Here is a 14,266-nt window from a genome sequence, read left to right as displayed (position 1 = left end):
CTCCAAATACTCCTGCTCTACGCCCGGTGATTGCAAGGCAATTGACACAAAACGGGAACATCGCTAGAACATAAGCACAACAAGCGAAGGGGCACCCAAATGTTGACCAAAAAGCAACTCGACCTTCTGGCCTTCATCCATGGGCGCGTGCAGCGCGACGGGATCCCCCCCAGCTTTGACGAGATGAAAGAGGCGCTGGATTTACGCTCCAAATCCGGCATCCACCGGCTGATCACCGCCTTGGAAGAACGCGGTTTCATCCGCCGTCTGGCGCATCGCGCCCGCGCGCTCGAAATTCTGAAATTGCCCGACAGCATGACAAAAACCGGCTTTACCCCCCGGGTGATCGACGGTGACAAGCGTGACAAGATCCCTGCCGCCGCCATGGCGGTGGAAACCGGGTCGCTGTCGCTGCCCGTCATGGGCCGCATCGCTGCCGGTGTCCCGATCGAGGCGATTTCCGAAGTCTCCCACCATATCCATGTCCCGCAAAGCATGCTGGGCAAAGGCGATCATTACGCGCTTGAGGTCAAAGGCGATTCGATGATCGAAGCTGGCATCAATGATGGCGATGTCGTGGTGATCCGCGAAACCAGCACGGCCAATAACGGCGATATCGTCGTGGCCTTGGTCGCAGATCAGGAAGCCACGCTGAAACGGTTCCGCCGCAACGGCAGCACCATCGCGCTTGAGGCTGCAAACCCGGCCTATGAAACCCGCGTTTTCCGCGATGATCAGGTCAAGGTGCAGGGCCGTCTTGTCGGGCTGATCCGCACTTACTGACGGCTCAGCACCAGCGCCGCTGCGGGCGGTCCATCGCGCCCGTTCCACGGCCGGTTGCCGGCGGCAGTTTGTGCTGTGGCAATGATCAGGTCACCATCCGCACCAAGATCCAGCGCCAGCGCCCCGGTGTCGCGCAGCCGGATCAGATCAAAAACCTCACAAGGGCGCGCCACCGCGTCGCGCTGATTGACCACCAGCACATCCGCCCCGCCGCAGCCTTGCAATTCCGCCAGCGCAGTTTTGCCTGACACTTGGCTGACCTGCCAGTCACCCAATACCGCTGTCACCACGCGCCCCTCGCGCTGCAAACCGTCCCGCGCGGCAGCGGCATCCTGCGCTACCGGCACACCATCATTTTCCAGCCAGATGCCTGCCACAAAACTGCCTCCCGTGGCTTTCGACAGCGCCCGCCCCTGCGGCCCCAGCCGCCCGATCAGCCCGCCATCATCGGCCACCAGCAGCGCAGGCCGTGTGCTGTCCTGCCAGATCACGAAGGCCAGCACAGCCAGCCCCAGCCCGGCAAAGCGCGCCCGCCCCTGCCACAGGATCAGCCAGAGCAACCCCAGCGTCAGCAGCGGCAAAACTGCCCCCGCCGGGGCCATGACATAGCTGACCGCATTGTCCGGCGCTGCCGCCGTCGCCGCGACGAACAGGATCCAGCGCAATCCCGCCTCCATCAGCGCGAAACCGATGCCATCCAGCCCCAGTGGCGCAAGGCAGGTCGCCAGCACCGCTGCCGGCATGACCAATAACCCCATCAAGGGGACACTGGCCAGATTGGCAATCAAGCCAAAATGCGACATCATATTGAAATGCGCCGCTGCATAGGGGGCGGTCGCCAGACCCGCCACCAAGGACGACAAAAATACCGACAACGCCGGGCGCGACCAGCGCGGCAGGCGATGCAGATCAACCCGGCGCAAGCCGCGAAACACTGCGATCAGCGCGACAGTGGCGGCAAAGGACATCTGGAACCCCGGCCCGGTCAGCGCCTCTGGCTGCCAGACCAGCACGATCATCGCCGCAATCGCCACCGCGCGCAGGGTCAGAGCCCGCCTGTCCAGCAAGACCGCGACCAGCACCACCGCCGCCATGATAAAGGCACGTTCGGTGGCCACATTGCCCCCCGACAGCGCCAGATAGAAGGCACCGACGATCAGCGCCACCAAAGCCGCGATCTTTTTGGTCGCAAGCCGCAGCGCGATGAACGGCACCAGCGCCAGACCATAGCGGATCACCGCAAAAACAAACCCCGTCAGAAGGCCCATATGTAACCCGGAAATCGCCAGAAGATGCGCCAGATTTGATTTGCGCAAATCATCCAGCGTCTGCTGGCTCATCCCCGACCGGTCGCCAGTCATGATCGCCGCGGCAAAGGCCCCTGCCTCGCCCGGGATCGCGCTGCGCACGGCAAGGGACACCGCCATCCGCAGCGCGAAAATCCGCATCCCCCAATCAGACGCACCGGGACTGTCCAGCCGCAACACCGGATTGCGCGTATAACCCACGGCCCCCAAACCCAAAAACCACGCATGGCGCTGAAAATCAAAGCCCCCCGGCTCGGCCGGTCCCGCAGCGGGTGACAGATGCCCCGTCATGATCAGCACATCGCCGGGGCGAAATTCATCCAGCAGCTGATCACCATGAACCGAGACCCGTACCCGTTCCGGTGTGCGATCCGGCGCCATCCGTTCCAGCACGACATTGTCCAAGGTCAGGCGGATCGCATCGCTGGCAGAGCGGTCGATGTCGACCACACGCCCCTCAATCGCGCCGTAATAGCGAAAGCCCAGCATCGGGGCCGCCACCGCCTCGGTCCGGTATTTCGCAAGGCCTGCGCCCAACAAGGCCAGCACCAGCGCCAGCAGTATTGGCCGCCATGCCACGGCAATTAACCGCGCTGCCAGCAGCAATAGCGCCCCCAGCCCGGCAAAGCCCCAGAACACCTCTGCCCCCGGCTCCTGCGCTTGCGCGAAATACCAGCCGATCCCCAGCGCCAGACAGACCGGCACCCAGCACAGCAAGCCACCGCGCTGCGCCAAAAGAGCGTCTGACACCCACTGTCGCACTTGTCCTTCGTCCTTTGGCTGGCTATCCCCATGAGGCACTGGCAATCTATCATTGCCGCGTGAACGAAAGGTTAATCTCCCATGTCCGTTGTCACACGTTTCGCCCCTTCGCCCACGGGTGCCCTGCATATCGGGGGGGCACGCACCGCGCTTTTCAACTGGCTTTACGCACGCGGACGCGGCGGCAAATTCCTGCTGCGGATCGAAGACACCGACCGCACCCGGTCCACCCCCGAAAACGCGCAAGCGATCCTGGACGGGCTGACATGGCTGGGGTTGGATTGGGACGGCGATCCGGTCAGCCAGTTCGACTCTGCCGCGCGTCACGCCGAGGTCGCGCATCAGATGCTGGCCGCAGGCCGCGCCTATAAATGCTTCAGCACACAGGAAGAGATTGAGGCCTTCCGCGAACAGGCCCGCGCCGATAAATCATCCACACTCTTCCGGTCGCCGTGGCGCGACAGCGACCCCGCGACCCATCCGGACGCGCCTTTCGTCATCCGCCTGAAAGCCCCGCGCGAGGGCGCGACCACCCTGCATGATCAGGTGCAGGGCGATGTCACATGGTCCAACGAACAGCTTGACGATATGATCCTGCTGCGCTCGGACGGCAGCCCGGTCTATATGCTGGCCGTTGTGGTGGATGACCATGATATGGGCGTCACCCATGTAATCCGGGGCGATGACCATCTGGCCAACGCTTTCCGGCAGAACCTGATTTATGAGGCGATGGGCTGGCCGAAACCCACCCTCGCCCATATCCCGCTGATCTATGGACCTGACGGCAAGAAACTTTCCAAACGCCACGGCGCGACAGGGGCCGCCGAATATCAGGCTTTGGGATATCCCGCCGCCGGCATGCGGAATTACCTCGCGCGGCTGGGGTGGAGCCATGGTGACGATGAATTCTTCACCGATGCCCAAGCGCGCGACTGGTTCGACCTTGCCGGTATCGGCAAATCCCCTGCCCGGTTCGACACCAAGAAACTGGAACATCTCTGCGGCCGGCATATCGCTGTGGCGGATGATGCTGCGCTGCTGCATGAACTGCAGAATTACCTCGCGGCAACGGATAGCACGCCACTGAGGCCAGCACAGGGCGACTTGCTGCTGCGCGGCATGTATTGCCTGAAAGAACGCGCCAAGACATTCCCGGAACTCATTGAAAAAGCACATTTTATTCTGGCGAACCGGCCCATCACCCCGGACGAGAAAGCGGCAGCACAACTGACCGATGTATCCCGTGGTATACTGACAGAATTGACGCCGCAGTTGCAAAATGCTAGCTGGAACAAAGAAACTCTGGAAAGCATCATCGCAGCTATCGCCGAGGCGCATGATACCAAGCTCGGCAAACTGGCAGGACCTTTGCGTGCCGCATTATCGGGGCGCTCTGTCTCGCCTTCTGTGTTTGATATGATGCTGGTTCTGGGGCAGTCCGAGACGATTGGCCGCCTGACGGATGCCAGCAAGTAAACCTGTTCGTCATATTCAGTGACTAGACAGGGTGTATGGAACGAAGACGCGCTGACGCTGCTTGTAAGGCGTGGCAGATAGGGAAAACACGAATGGCTGATAAGACAGAAACCGCGACACTGACAATCAAAGGCAAATCCTACGACTTGCCGATCATGTCACCGACCACCGGCCCGGATGTCATTGATATCCGTAAACTTTACGCGCAGGCCGATGTGTTCACCTATGACCCCGGCTTTACATCGACCGCTGCCTGCGACAGCACGATCACCTTTATTGATGGTGAAAAAGGCGAATTGCTGCACCGGGGTTACCCGATTGACCAGCTGGCCGGGCAATCGCATTACCTCGAAGTCTGCTATCTGTTGCTTTACGGTGAACTGCCGTCCGCAGCGGAACTGGAAAAGTTTGAATCGCTCGTGACCAATCACACGATGATCCACGAACAGATGCACAACTTCTTCCGTGGTTTCCGCCGCGATGCGCATCCGATGGCGACAATGGTCGGTGTGGTCGGCGCGATGTCTGCCTTTTACCATGACAGCACCGATATCAACGATCAGCACCAGCGCGAGGTTGCCTCGATCCGCCTGATCGCCAAAATGCCGACAATTGCCGCGATGGCCTATAAGTATTCCATCGGTCAGCCTTTCGTCTATCCGCGCAACGATCTCGATTATGCGGCGAATTTCCTGCATATGTGTTTCGCGGTCCCGGCAGAGCAATATAACGTCAATCCGATCCTCGCCCGCGCGATGGACCGGATTTTCACGCTCCATGCCGATCACGAACAGAACGCCTCCACCTCGACCGTGCGTCTGGCGTCGTCTTCCGGTGCCAACCCCTTCGCCTGTATCGCCGCTGGCATCGCCTGCCTGTGGGGTCCCGCACATGGCGGCGCAAACCAAGCCTGCCTTGAAATGCTGAAAGAAATCGGCACGCCGGACCGCATCCCAGAATTCATCGCCCGCGCCAAGGATAAAGACGATCCTTACCGCCTGATGGGTTTCGGCCACCGCGTTTACAAAAACTTCGACCCCCGCGCGACGGTGATGAAGCAGAGCGCGCATGAGGTGCTGGATCTGCTGGGTGTCGAAAACAACCCGATCCTGCAAGTTGCGATGGAGCTGGAAAAACAAGCCCTCGCCGATCCTTATTTCGCGGATAAAAAACTGTTCCCGAACGTCGATTTCTATTCCGGTATTATTCTGGAAGCGATGGGTTTCCCGACCTCGATGTTCACCCCGGTCTTTGCCGTGGCGCGGACAGTGGGCTGGATTTCGCAATGGAAAGAACAGCTTGCCGATCCACAGTTGAAAATCGGGCGGCCCCGCCAATTGTATCTGGGCGATACCGCGCGGGATTACGTGGATATCGAAAAGCGTTGATGATCAAAGGGCTGCCTTCGGGCGGCCCTTTTGCTGACTGGCAAACGCTGCGGGCTCAAATTTACAGGCCCGCAGCCTCGCGCAAAGCCTCGTTCATCCGGGTTTGCCAGCCGGGACCCGTCGCCTTAAACCGGGTGACGACCTCCTGATCCAACCGCAATGACACAGCCACCTTTGGGTTGTCGGACTTAGGCCGACCACCGACATTCTTGCGCATCGCCTCCGCCAAGGCTGGAAAAGCCGCATCGAACGGCTTGGCTTGGGCAAGCTGTGCATCAATCGCTTCGGGTGCATCCGGGTCGCTGGCGATCATGCGCTGAATTTCTTCTTCAGTCAGATCATTTTGGGTCATAACAAGCTCCTTTCCTTGCGGCTGGCCGGGCGCATTGAGATGACGGAAACACCTTCATTGCCCAAAGTGGTAAACACCACGGCAATCGTCCCATCAGCAAGACGCCCTATCGCCATATGTCGACCCTTGGTTGCTGGAACAACGACAGAGGCGAGAAAGAACCCCTCGTCCAGATCAGTAAAGTCCAGGCCGTGTTTGGCAAGGTTGGTCTGCCGCTTCGGCTCATCCCAGACTATCAACAACATGGTTTTTGTATATACATATACAAATCACTTATCAAGGGCGCGTCACCGCCCCTGATACACCGGCTTGCGCTTTTCCAGAAAGGCAGTGACCCCTTCGCGGAAATCCTCGGTCTCGCCGCAGCGGCCCTGCAATTTCGCTTCCAGCGCCAGTTGGTCATCGAGCGTGTTCTCAAACGATCCCCGGATCGCCTTTTTCAGCTGCCGATAGGCGACCGTCGGGCCTTGCGCCAGTTGCCCGGCGCGGGCGGCGATATGTGCGGCAAACTCCGCGTCAGGGGCAACCTCGTAGATCATGCCCCAATCACAGGCCTGTTGCGCAGAAATCTTGTCGGCGAATAACGCGGCCCCCATCGCGCGCGCGGCCCCCACCTGACGCGGCAGCCAATAGGTGCCGCCCGCGTCGGGGATCAACCCGATGCGGGTGAAGGCCTGCACGAAATAGGCCGCGTCTGACGCGATCACCACATCACAGGCCAGCGCGAGGTTGGCCCCGGCCCCCGCCGCCGGGCCGTTCACGGAGGCGATGGTGGGGATGCGGCAGTCAAAGATCGCTTTCAGCATCGGGACATATTCGTCGCGCAGGGTCGCTTCCAGATCCAGCGTCGCGGCATTGCCGCCATCGGCGAGGTCTTGTCCGGAACAGAACGATTTGCCCGCGCCGGTCATCACAAGCACCCGCGCCTGCCCTTCAGCGGCTTTGACCGCATGGGCAATCTCGGCCCGCATCTGGGTGTTGAGCGCATTCATCACCGCGGGGCGGTTCAGGGTCAGCGTCGCCACATCATTGCGGGTCTCAAGGGTGATCGTCTGGTAATCCATCGCGGCATTCCTTTGCAATTTCGCACCAGCCTAAGCGCTGGCCGTCCGTAGCAAAGCCCGACATTGCGTCACGAGCGCAAGATTTTCTCCAGCTCGGCCTGTTCCGCCTCGGTCAGGGTCTCTTCCGTGGGCGCGCGGCGGCGGATCGTGGCCCAGCCGATCCCAAGCGCGATCAGCAACATCGCGGGGGCGGCATACCACAGGATCACGTTGACCCCGCTGGTATCAGGCCGCAGCAGGACGAATTCGCCATAGCGCGCGACAAGAAAATCCACGGCCTCGGCATCGGTATCGCCATCGACCAGCCGTTCGCGCAACAGGATACGGAGTTCACGGGCCAGTTCGGCGTTGGATTCGTCGATGCTTTCATTCCGGCAGACCGGGCAGCGCAGACCCTGCGATAAGTCCCGCGCGCGGTTTTCCAGCACCGGGTCATCCAGCATCTCATCCGGCTGCACCGCAAAGGCGGATGAGGCCACCAGCAGGAATATCGCGATGAGCCGGATCATTCCGCAGGCACCGGGGTTGCGCGCAGGGGCTTGGCGGATGCCGCACCAACCCGCAAACGACGGTCAGACAGCGAGAACATACCGCCAAGCGCCATCAGGATGCAGCCGCCCCAGATCCAGTTGGCAAAGGGCTTGTCATAGGTCCGCACCGCCCAGCCGCCATTTGCCTGCGGATCACCGATCACGACATAGACGTCGCGGATGATGCCATTGCTGATCGCCGCCTCGGTCGTGGGCATATTGGCGACGGGGTAGAACCGCTTTTCCGGTTGCAGGGTGTAAAGTTCCCTGTCCCCGCGCCAGATCGACATATCGGCCATGGTGGTCACATAGTTCGGGCCTTGCAGCTGGTTCACCGCGTCAAGCTGCACCGAAAAGGACCCCATATCCCAGCGGTCGCCGACATCGGCGATGCGGATATCCTCTGTCTCCCAGGCCAGCATCGCGGCGACGGCAAAGACGGTCACACCCATGCCGATATGAGAGATGGATTTCCCCCAATCAGAGCGCGGCAAATGGCGCAACCGCCGTAGTTTGGTGCGCAGATCGTCGCGGCCAGCACGTATCCACAGATCGGCCAGCGCGCCACCGACAACCCAGACGCCCAAGGCAACGCCGATAGGGCCAAGCGCGGAATTGCCGCTTTGCACCGCATAGGCGAGGGCTGCGAGGGCCACGGCCAGCACCAACCAGCCGGCCATCGCGCGGGTCATCCGCCCGAAAGTGGCGCGTTTCCATGCCAGCATCGACCCCAAGGGCAAAACGATGGCGAGGGCGACCATGAAGGGCGTGAAAGCCGCGTCAAAGAAGGGCGGGCCGACGGATAGGGTCCGGTCGAACAGCATTTCCGTGACCAAGGGCCACATCGTGCCGATGAAGACCACGAAGCAGGACACGGCGAGCAGGATATTGTTCAGCACCAGCGCGCTTTCGCGGCTGATTGTGGAAAAGACGCCCTTGGACTGCATGGCTGAGGCGCGGAAGGCGTAGAGCGTGAGCGAGCCGCCGACAAAGAACCCCATGATCAGCAGCAAAAGCACACCACGTTCCGGGTCCACCGCGAAAGCATGGACCGAGGTCAGCACGCCGGAGCGGACGATGAAAGCACCCAGTAATGAGAAGCCAAAGGCGAGGATTGCCAGCAGGATGGTCCAGCTTTTCAACGCCTCGCGTTTTTCCACCACGATGGCGGAATGCAGCAAGGCAGCGCCGATCAGCCAGGGCATCAGGCTTGCGTTTTCGACCGGGTCCCAGAACCAGAAACCGCCCCAGCCCAGTTCGTAATAGGCCCACCATGACCCCAAAGCGATGCCCACGGTCAGGAACATCCATGCGGCCAGCGTCCATGGCCGGACCCAGCGGCCCCAGGCGGCATCGACCCGCCCTTCGATCAGGGCGGCAACGGCGAAGGAAAACGCCATGCTGAGGCCGACATAGCCGAGGTAGAGAAAGGGTGGGTGGAAGGCGAGACCGGGGTCCTGCAGCAGCGGGTTCAGGTCACGCCCGTTGAGCGGCGGGACTTCCAGCCGCAGGAAGGGGTTGGAGGTGAAGATCAGAAAGGCAAGGAAGGCCACGCAGATCGAGGATTGCACCGCCAGCACCCGCGCGCGCAGCCGCATCGGCAGATTGCCCCCGAACCAGCCCGCACAGGCGCCGAACAGCGTCAGGATCAACACCCAAAGCAGCATCGATCCTTCGTGATTGCCCCAGACGCCGGTGATCTTGTAGATCAGCGGCTTGTCGGTATGCGAATTCATATAGACCAGTTGCAGCGAGAAATCCGAGACCACAAAGGCCCAAGTGAGTGCGGCAAAGGCGAAACCCACCAGCAGAAACTGGATCGTCGCGGCGGGTTCGGCCATGCGCATCCAAGCAATGTTACCCCGATGCGCCCCGATCAGAGGCACGACCATCTGGACGATGGCAACGCCAAGGGCCAGAATCAAAGCGAAATGCGCGAGTTCATTTAACATGTTATTCTCATATCCTATCGGCATGGCTGTTGAAATAGAGCGGCTGATCAAAACAGCGCTACAGATTGACACGTTCATAGCGCCAGCCCCCCTTGCACGGCATAGCTGACGGCGGCCATCAACATGCCGCCGATCGTCAGGCGGACCAGCCATTTCAGCGTGTCCTCGATCGCGCCCAGCCGGGTGGAGACATTGTCGCGATGCACCGCATCCACGGCGTTGCGGGTTTCCAGCATCCGCAAGCGCCCGTCGAATGTTTCGGCAATGCTATTGTCCATGTGACACCTGCCAGTCCAATAATGCGGGGTTGGCGTCGGGTCTGGGTTCCGGGTCCGGCTTGGCGCGGGTCAGCGTGGCTGCGGCCAGAATGCGCTGGAAATCCTGTTCCTTGGCCTGATGCCGCGCGCCGAAATAGAAACTGACAATCGCGCCCATCAGCCACCAGAGCGGTTCCGGCACCAAGGCCAGCCCGGTCATCCCTGCGGCAAAGCTGTCAGGGTCGAGCATCGCCATGACAAAGAGCCAGATTGTCCCCAGCGCCAGCATCGGGCGCGGCAGGCGGTTCAGCGCATCGACCGCGCGGTCGAACAGCCCTTGGCGGGCATGGGCGAATTCGGCGGCGAATTGTTGCAGGCTTTGGGTTTTGGCATCCGCCTCTCGCATGGCGCTGTTTTCGGCGTTGGGGCGAAAGACTTGCGCGGTTTCGACCAGCACATTGCGGCTGTCGCCGAAAAGCAGGTTCATTAATCCATTGATCAGGCCCATGATGCGGTCCTTTGCTGATGTTGTGCGGCGCTCAGGTGATAGCGTGGGGTGATGAATTCCTCGGCCCTTGTGATCCAGCCGCCTTTGCCGCCGTCGCGCCTGCGGGCATATTTGCGGCTGGCGGGGCGGCTGTCGGCCAGCGCGTAGTAATAATTGCGCCGCGCGATCCCGTAGGCATCGGCCAGATGGTCGGGGGCGGCGGCTGCGGCGCGCGTGGCGGCGGCGATGGTCTGCGGGCCGATCACGCCATCGACGCTGACCGGGATGCGCATGTCGTTGAGCAGGCGTTGCAGGATACGCACAGCATGGGCCCCGGCATTGACATACATGTCAAAAACGCTGGCCTGCAGGATGGCGGGCAGTTTGTCGATCCCGGGGCGCTGGTAATAATGGTCGATGAAAATCTGCACGGCCTGCGCGCGGTCAAGGCGCTGGACATCCTCTGTATCCACCTTGCCATCGCCGGTCAGGTCCAGCCCAAGGCGGCGCATCGTGTGGATGGTGACGCCATGATTGGTCGCCCCGCCGGGATCGTCGGGGTCGTTCACATAGCCGCCTTCACGGGCGACGATTTCATGGGCGAGTGTGGTTATATTTTGCATGATCTGTCCTCAATTCGGGGAGAGGACAGATTACTTTACAAAGGTTAATTTGAGGTGCGGGCACCGTTCGGGTCTACATAGACCCCTTGTTGTTTGAGCGCGTCAAGCACTTCTGTCGGCATATAGGTTTCGTCATGTTTGGCAAGGATTTCAACGGCTTCGAACCTGCCGTTAATCATGTTGCCCTGGGCCACGACACCTTCGCCTTCGGAGAAGAGATCAGGCAGGATGCCTGCGTAGACAACGGGGATTGAGGCCCCGCCATCGGTCACGGCGAAGGTGATTTCCTGCCCTTGGCCGCGCACCAAAGTGCCTGCTTCGACCAGACCGCCAAGGCGGAATCGTTCGTTGGGGGTTGGCGGGGCCTCGGCCACTTCGGAAGGCGAGCGGAAGAACTGGAAACTGTCCGATGGCAGGAACCACAACAGCACCAGCACCAGCGCGACGCAGGCACCGGCGATGGAAATCACCTGCACACGGCGGCGTTTCTTGAGGCTTTTCAGACCGCTCATGGGAAGACAGGCACCAGCATCAGACCTTCTGTTTCGTTCAGACCCAGCATCAGGTTGGCGTTTTGCAGCGCCTGACCGGATGACCCTTTACATAGGTTATCAAGGGTAGACACCACAAGGGCGCGGCCTGAAATGCGGTCCGATGTCACGCCGATATGACAGAAGTTTGACCCCATGACATGGCCGGTGCCGGGCAATTGGCCGAAGGGCAGGACATGGATGAAAGGTTCATCGGTATAGGCAGCGGTCAGGGCAGCATGGATCGCTGCCGCATCACCGCGCAGATAGCAGGACGCAAGGATGCCGCGGCTGACGGGGATCAGATGCGGGGCGAATTGGATTTCGACCTTGCGGCCTGCCAAGGCGCTGAATTCCTGATCGAATTCGCCCAGATGCCGGTGTTTGCCGCCTTGCGCATAGCCCTGCACATCGGTGGCGCGTTCGGTGAAGATCATATTTTCCTTGGCCGCGCGCCCTGCCCCGGTCAGGCCGTTTTTCAGATCGCAGATGATATCGTCCAGATCGATCAATTGTTCGCTGATCAGCGGCCGCAAAGCGAATTGCACGGTGGCGGCGTTGCAGCCGGTGCCGGCGACAAGGCGGGCGGATTTGATGTCATCCCGGTAGAATTCGGTCAGGCCGTAGATGGCGGTTTTCTGCAGTTCCAGGGCCACATGGGGTGCGCCATACCATTTTTCATAGGCGGCGGGGTCGCGCAGCCGGAAATCGGCACCGAGGTCGACGACTTTTACCGTTTCCGGCAGATCGCGGACCAGCGCCTGCGACAGGCCATGCGGCAAGGCGGCAAAGACCAGATCGATGGTGGAGAAATCAATTTCATCGACCTTGACCAATGTCGGCAGGTCGAGGTGGCGCAGATGCGGGAAAACCTCGGCCATGTGCTGGCCTGCCTTGCGGTCAGCGGAGAGTGCTGCGATGCGCAGATCGGGATGACCCGCGATCAGGCGGATCAGTTCGGCACCGGTATAGCCCGAGGCCCCCAGAATGGCGATGTTATAGGTCATGCTGGACCCCTTCTATGCAGCGGTAAAGGTGATCTGACGGCGCAGGAATTGCGTCGCGCGATTGGACACGCGGGCCGGATCGCCGGTGGTCAGAAAGGCGCTTTGCGTGCCTGCACCGATCATTTCGGGGCGGCGCGTCAGGTAATCGGCGAGGCTTTCGGCGACCAGATGGGCCTGGCTGAACACCTGCACATCGGGGCCGAGCGCGTCCTGGAATATCTGCGCCATGAGCGGGTAATGCGTGCAGCCCAAGACAGCCGCATCGGGGCTGGGCATCTTGCGGCGGAGCGCATCGACGTGGGAGCGCACGAGTGCTTCGGCGAGGATCATGTCGCCCTCTTCAATCGCATCGACGACGCCGCCGCAGGCCTGTGCTTCGACATCCACGCCGATGGCGCGGAAAGCCAGTTCGCGTTGAAAGGCGCGGGTAGCGACGGTGGCGGGGGTGGCGAACAGCGCCACATGTTTCACTGCGACTTCACGTGGCGGGGAATTGTCGCCCCATTGCCGTTCGGTCAGCGCCTCGATCAATGGCACGAATACGCCCAGCACGCGTTTGCCCGGTGGCACCCAGCTTTCCTGCATCCGGCGCAGGGCGGCGGCAGAGGCGGTGTTACAGGCAAGGATCACCAGATCGCAGCCCGCGTCGAACAGGCGCTGCGTGGCGGTGGTGGTCAGGTTGTAGATATCGTCTGGCGTGCGCACGCCGTAAGGCGCATGGGCATTGTCGCCGAAATAGACCAAAGGCACATGCGGCAGCCGCGTGGCGACCACATCCAGCACCGTCAAACCACCCAATCCGCTATCGAATATCCCTACGGCCATCGCGCACCTTATATTTGTCCTCGAACTCATGCCCGATTTCGGTCGGGTCGAGCGGGCTGAGGCTTAACTCATAGGTGGCTTTGCGCAGGAAATCCATGCATGCTTTGGGGTCTTTTTTCAGCCCCGCCAAGGTATCGGCAGGAATGGGCTGGCCGATGACGACGCGCACAGGTTTGTTGATGCGGGCTTTGAATTCGCGGATCAAAAGCCCCATCCGCAGGGTGTAATGCAGGTGGCTGGCCAGTTGAAACAGGCGGCTGTTGCGCCCTTCAAAGAAGATCGGGACGACGGTGGCATCGGATTTGGCGATCATCTTGGCGGTGAAATTGCGCCAGCTTGGGTCGAGCGCCTGGGAAAATGGCTTGGCCGAGGTGGACACCGTGCCGCCGGGGAAAATGCCGATGGCACCGCCTGCGGTCAGGTAACGCACGGCTTCGGCGCGGGTCTCAAGGTTCAGTTTCGCGGCTTCCTTGGTTTCATCAAAGGAAATCGGCAGGATCACCTTTTCCAGATCGGGCGAGGCGCGGAAGATCTTATGCGCGAGGACCTTGAAATCGCCGCCACGGCGTTTCGACAGGATCAGCCCCATCATCAACCCGTCAAGGATGCCGTAGGGGTGGTTGGACACAAGGATCAGCGGGCCGGTGGCGGGGATATTGTCGAGGCTGCCGCCCATGACCTGTAGGTCAAGGCCATAGCGCTGGGTCATGACCTGCCAGAAATCGGCACCATTGGCGACCTCGCGGTCGTACCCGCGCGCCTTTTTGATCAGGCGCAGACGGCCTGTGGCGTTTTCCAACATGCGGATGATGACCCTGCCGCTGCGGCCCTTGGCCGAAGTGGCATAGGTGATGTCGCGCGCGACCTGTCGTTCGTTCCCCGGCATATGCCCTGCCCCGTTATCCCCAAAGCTGTCATAGCAA

Annotated in this window: 16 protein-coding genes; 3 read left to right on the top strand and 13 right to left on the bottom strand. The window is 61.0% G+C overall.

The annotated features are described in order from the left end of the window. Positions 1-99: 99 nt before the first annotated feature. On the top strand, positions 100-783 hold the full coding sequence (gene lexA / locus VOY09_RS06675; protein WP_322893620.1) for a transcriptional repressor LexA: 684 nt from the start codon (positions 100-102) through the stop codon (positions 781-783). Here the strand turns inward: lexA and VOY09_RS06670 are convergent. Continuing rightward, entirely contained in the window at positions 777-2,852 is a 2,076-nt protein-coding gene (locus VOY09_RS06670) for a ComEC/Rec2 family competence protein (protein ID WP_322893619.1), read from the bottom strand. The two genes, lexA and VOY09_RS06670, sit on opposite strands and share 7 nt — an antisense overlap. Before the next feature lie 81 nt (positions 2,853-2,933). On the opposite strand from VOY09_RS06670, the gene gltX reads away from it, so the two are divergent. Both gltX and VOY09_RS06660 read left to right on the top strand, forming a co-directional pair. Continuing rightward, on the top strand, positions 2,934-4,328 hold the full coding sequence (gltX, locus tag VOY09_RS06665; RefSeq protein WP_322893618.1) for a glutamate--tRNA ligase: 1,395 nt from the start codon (positions 2,934-2,936) through the stop codon (positions 4,326-4,328). 92 nt (positions 4,329-4,420) lie between these two features. Continuing rightward, complete coding sequence (locus VOY09_RS06660) at positions 4,421-5,716, top strand: citrate synthase (RefSeq protein WP_322893617.1); 1,296 nt, start codon at positions 4,421-4,423, stop codon at positions 5,714-5,716. A gap of 61 nt (positions 5,717-5,777) precedes the next feature. On the opposite strand, the gene VOY09_RS06655 is transcribed toward VOY09_RS06660, so the two are convergent. The 12 genes from VOY09_RS06655 to VOY09_RS06600 form a co-directional block, all read right to left on the bottom strand. After that, positions 5,778-6,068 (bottom strand): BrnA antitoxin family protein, encoded by a 291-nt coding sequence (locus VOY09_RS06655; RefSeq protein ID WP_322893616.1) that lies wholly within the window; start codon positions 6,066-6,068, stop codon positions 5,778-5,780. Next, positions 6,065-6,313 (bottom strand): BrnT family toxin, encoded by a 249-nt coding sequence (locus tag VOY09_RS06650; RefSeq protein WP_322893615.1) that lies wholly within the window; start codon positions 6,311-6,313, stop codon positions 6,065-6,067. The genes VOY09_RS06655 and VOY09_RS06650 overlap by 4 nt, the downstream gene beginning before the upstream one ends. A 42-nt stretch (positions 6,314-6,355) precedes the next feature. Next, positions 6,356-7,132, bottom strand: a complete 777-nt coding sequence (locus VOY09_RS06645) for an enoyl-CoA hydratase-related protein (protein ID WP_322893614.1) — start codon at positions 7,130-7,132, stop codon at positions 6,356-6,358. A gap of 68 nt (positions 7,133-7,200) precedes the next feature. Next, complete coding sequence (locus tag VOY09_RS06640; RefSeq protein WP_322893613.1) at positions 7,201-7,641, bottom strand: cytochrome c-type biogenesis protein; 441 nt, start codon at positions 7,639-7,641, stop codon at positions 7,201-7,203. Further along, entirely contained in the window at positions 7,638-9,614 is a 1,977-nt protein-coding gene (locus VOY09_RS06635) for a heme lyase CcmF/NrfE family subunit (protein WP_322893612.1), read from the bottom strand. The genes VOY09_RS06640 and VOY09_RS06635 overlap by 4 nt, the downstream gene beginning before the upstream one ends. A 74-nt stretch (positions 9,615-9,688) precedes the next feature. Beyond that, the gene (locus VOY09_RS06630) at positions 9,689-9,892 is read right to left on the bottom strand and encodes a pseudouridine synthase (protein WP_322893611.1); all 204 of its coding nucleotides are present in this window, start codon (positions 9,890-9,892) and stop codon (positions 9,689-9,691) included. Then, positions 9,882-10,379, bottom strand: a complete 498-nt coding sequence (locus VOY09_RS06625) for a holin family protein (RefSeq protein WP_322893610.1) — start codon at positions 10,377-10,379, stop codon at positions 9,882-9,884. Before VOY09_RS06625 ends, VOY09_RS06630 begins: the two co-directional genes overlap by 11 nt. After that, positions 10,370-10,981, bottom strand: a complete 612-nt coding sequence (locus VOY09_RS06620) for a holin-associated N-acetylmuramidase (protein WP_322893609.1) — start codon at positions 10,979-10,981, stop codon at positions 10,370-10,372. The genes VOY09_RS06625 and VOY09_RS06620 overlap by 10 nt, the downstream gene beginning before the upstream one ends. A gap of 44 nt (positions 10,982-11,025) precedes the next feature. Next, complete coding sequence (ccmE, locus tag VOY09_RS06615) at positions 11,026-11,493, bottom strand: cytochrome c maturation protein CcmE (protein WP_322893608.1); 468 nt, start codon at positions 11,491-11,493, stop codon at positions 11,026-11,028. Beyond that, positions 11,490-12,518 (bottom strand): N-acetyl-gamma-glutamyl-phosphate reductase, encoded by a 1,029-nt coding sequence (gene argC, locus VOY09_RS06610; RefSeq protein WP_322893607.1) that lies wholly within the window; start codon positions 12,516-12,518, stop codon positions 11,490-11,492. The genes ccmE and argC overlap by 4 nt, the downstream gene beginning before the upstream one ends. A gap of 12 nt (positions 12,519-12,530) precedes the next feature. Then, positions 12,531-13,343 (bottom strand): glutamate racemase, encoded by an 813-nt coding sequence (locus tag VOY09_RS06605; protein WP_322893606.1) that lies wholly within the window; start codon positions 13,341-13,343, stop codon positions 12,531-12,533. Continuing rightward, the gene (locus VOY09_RS06600) at positions 13,321-14,229 is read right to left on the bottom strand and encodes a lysophospholipid acyltransferase family protein (protein WP_322893605.1); all 909 of its coding nucleotides are present in this window, start codon (positions 14,227-14,229) and stop codon (positions 13,321-13,323) included. Before VOY09_RS06600 ends, VOY09_RS06605 begins: the two co-directional genes overlap by 23 nt. Positions 14,230-14,266 lie beyond the last annotated feature (37 nt).

Origin of the sequence: Yoonia sp. 67-2, from assembly GCF_035117555.1 — a bacterium.
Classification (GTDB): domain Bacteria; phylum Pseudomonadota; class Alphaproteobacteria; order Rhodobacterales; family Rhodobacteraceae; genus Yoonia.
Note: the sequence above shows the minus strand (reverse complement) of the source record. Positions and strands in the feature narration are given on the sequence as shown.

Bases quoted from the DNA above. Each gene is read 5' to 3' on its own strand.
- lexA (WP_322893620.1), top strand. From the start codon at position 100: ATGTTGACCAAAAAGCAACTCGACCTTCTGGCCTTCATCCATGGGCGC.
- gltX (WP_322893618.1), top strand. From the start codon at position 2,934: ATGTCCGTTGTCACACGTTTCGCCCCTTCGCCCACGGGTGCCCTGCAT.
- VOY09_RS06660 (WP_322893617.1), top strand. From the start codon at position 4,421: ATGGCTGATAAGACAGAAACCGCGACACTGACAATCAAAGGCAAATCC.
- VOY09_RS06655 (WP_322893616.1), bottom strand. From the start codon at position 6,068: ATGACCCAAAATGATCTGACTGAAGAAGAAATTCAGCGCATGATCGCC.
- VOY09_RS06650 (WP_322893615.1), bottom strand. From the start codon at position 6,313: ATGTTGTTGATAGTCTGGGATGAGCCGAAGCGGCAGACCAACCTTGCC.
- VOY09_RS06645 (WP_322893614.1), bottom strand. From the start codon at position 7,132: ATGGATTACCAGACGATCACCCTTGAGACCCGCAATGATGTGGCGACG.
- VOY09_RS06640 (WP_322893613.1), bottom strand. From the start codon at position 7,641: ATGATCCGGCTCATCGCGATATTCCTGCTGGTGGCCTCATCCGCCTTT.
- VOY09_RS06635 (WP_322893612.1), bottom strand. From the start codon at position 9,614: ATGTTAAATGAACTCGCGCATTTCGCTTTGATTCTGGCCCTTGGCGTT.
- VOY09_RS06630 (WP_322893611.1), bottom strand. From the start codon at position 9,892: ATGGACAATAGCATTGCCGAAACATTCGACGGGCGCTTGCGGATGCTG.
- VOY09_RS06625 (WP_322893610.1), bottom strand. From the start codon at position 10,379: ATGGGCCTGATCAATGGATTAATGAACCTGCTTTTCGGCGACAGCCGC.
- VOY09_RS06620 (WP_322893609.1), bottom strand. From the start codon at position 10,981: ATGCAAAATATAACCACACTCGCCCATGAAATCGTCGCCCGTGAAGGC.
- ccmE (WP_322893608.1), bottom strand. From the start codon at position 11,493: ATGAGCGGTCTGAAAAGCCTCAAGAAACGCCGCCGTGTGCAGGTGATT.
- argC (WP_322893607.1), bottom strand. From the start codon at position 12,518: ATGACCTATAACATCGCCATTCTGGGGGCCTCGGGCTATACCGGTGCC.
- VOY09_RS06605 (WP_322893606.1), bottom strand. From the start codon at position 13,343: ATGGCCGTAGGGATATTCGATAGCGGATTGGGTGGTTTGACGGTGCTG.
- VOY09_RS06600 (WP_322893605.1), bottom strand. From the start codon at position 14,229: ATGCCGGGGAACGAACGACAGGTCGCGCGCGACATCACCTATGCCACT.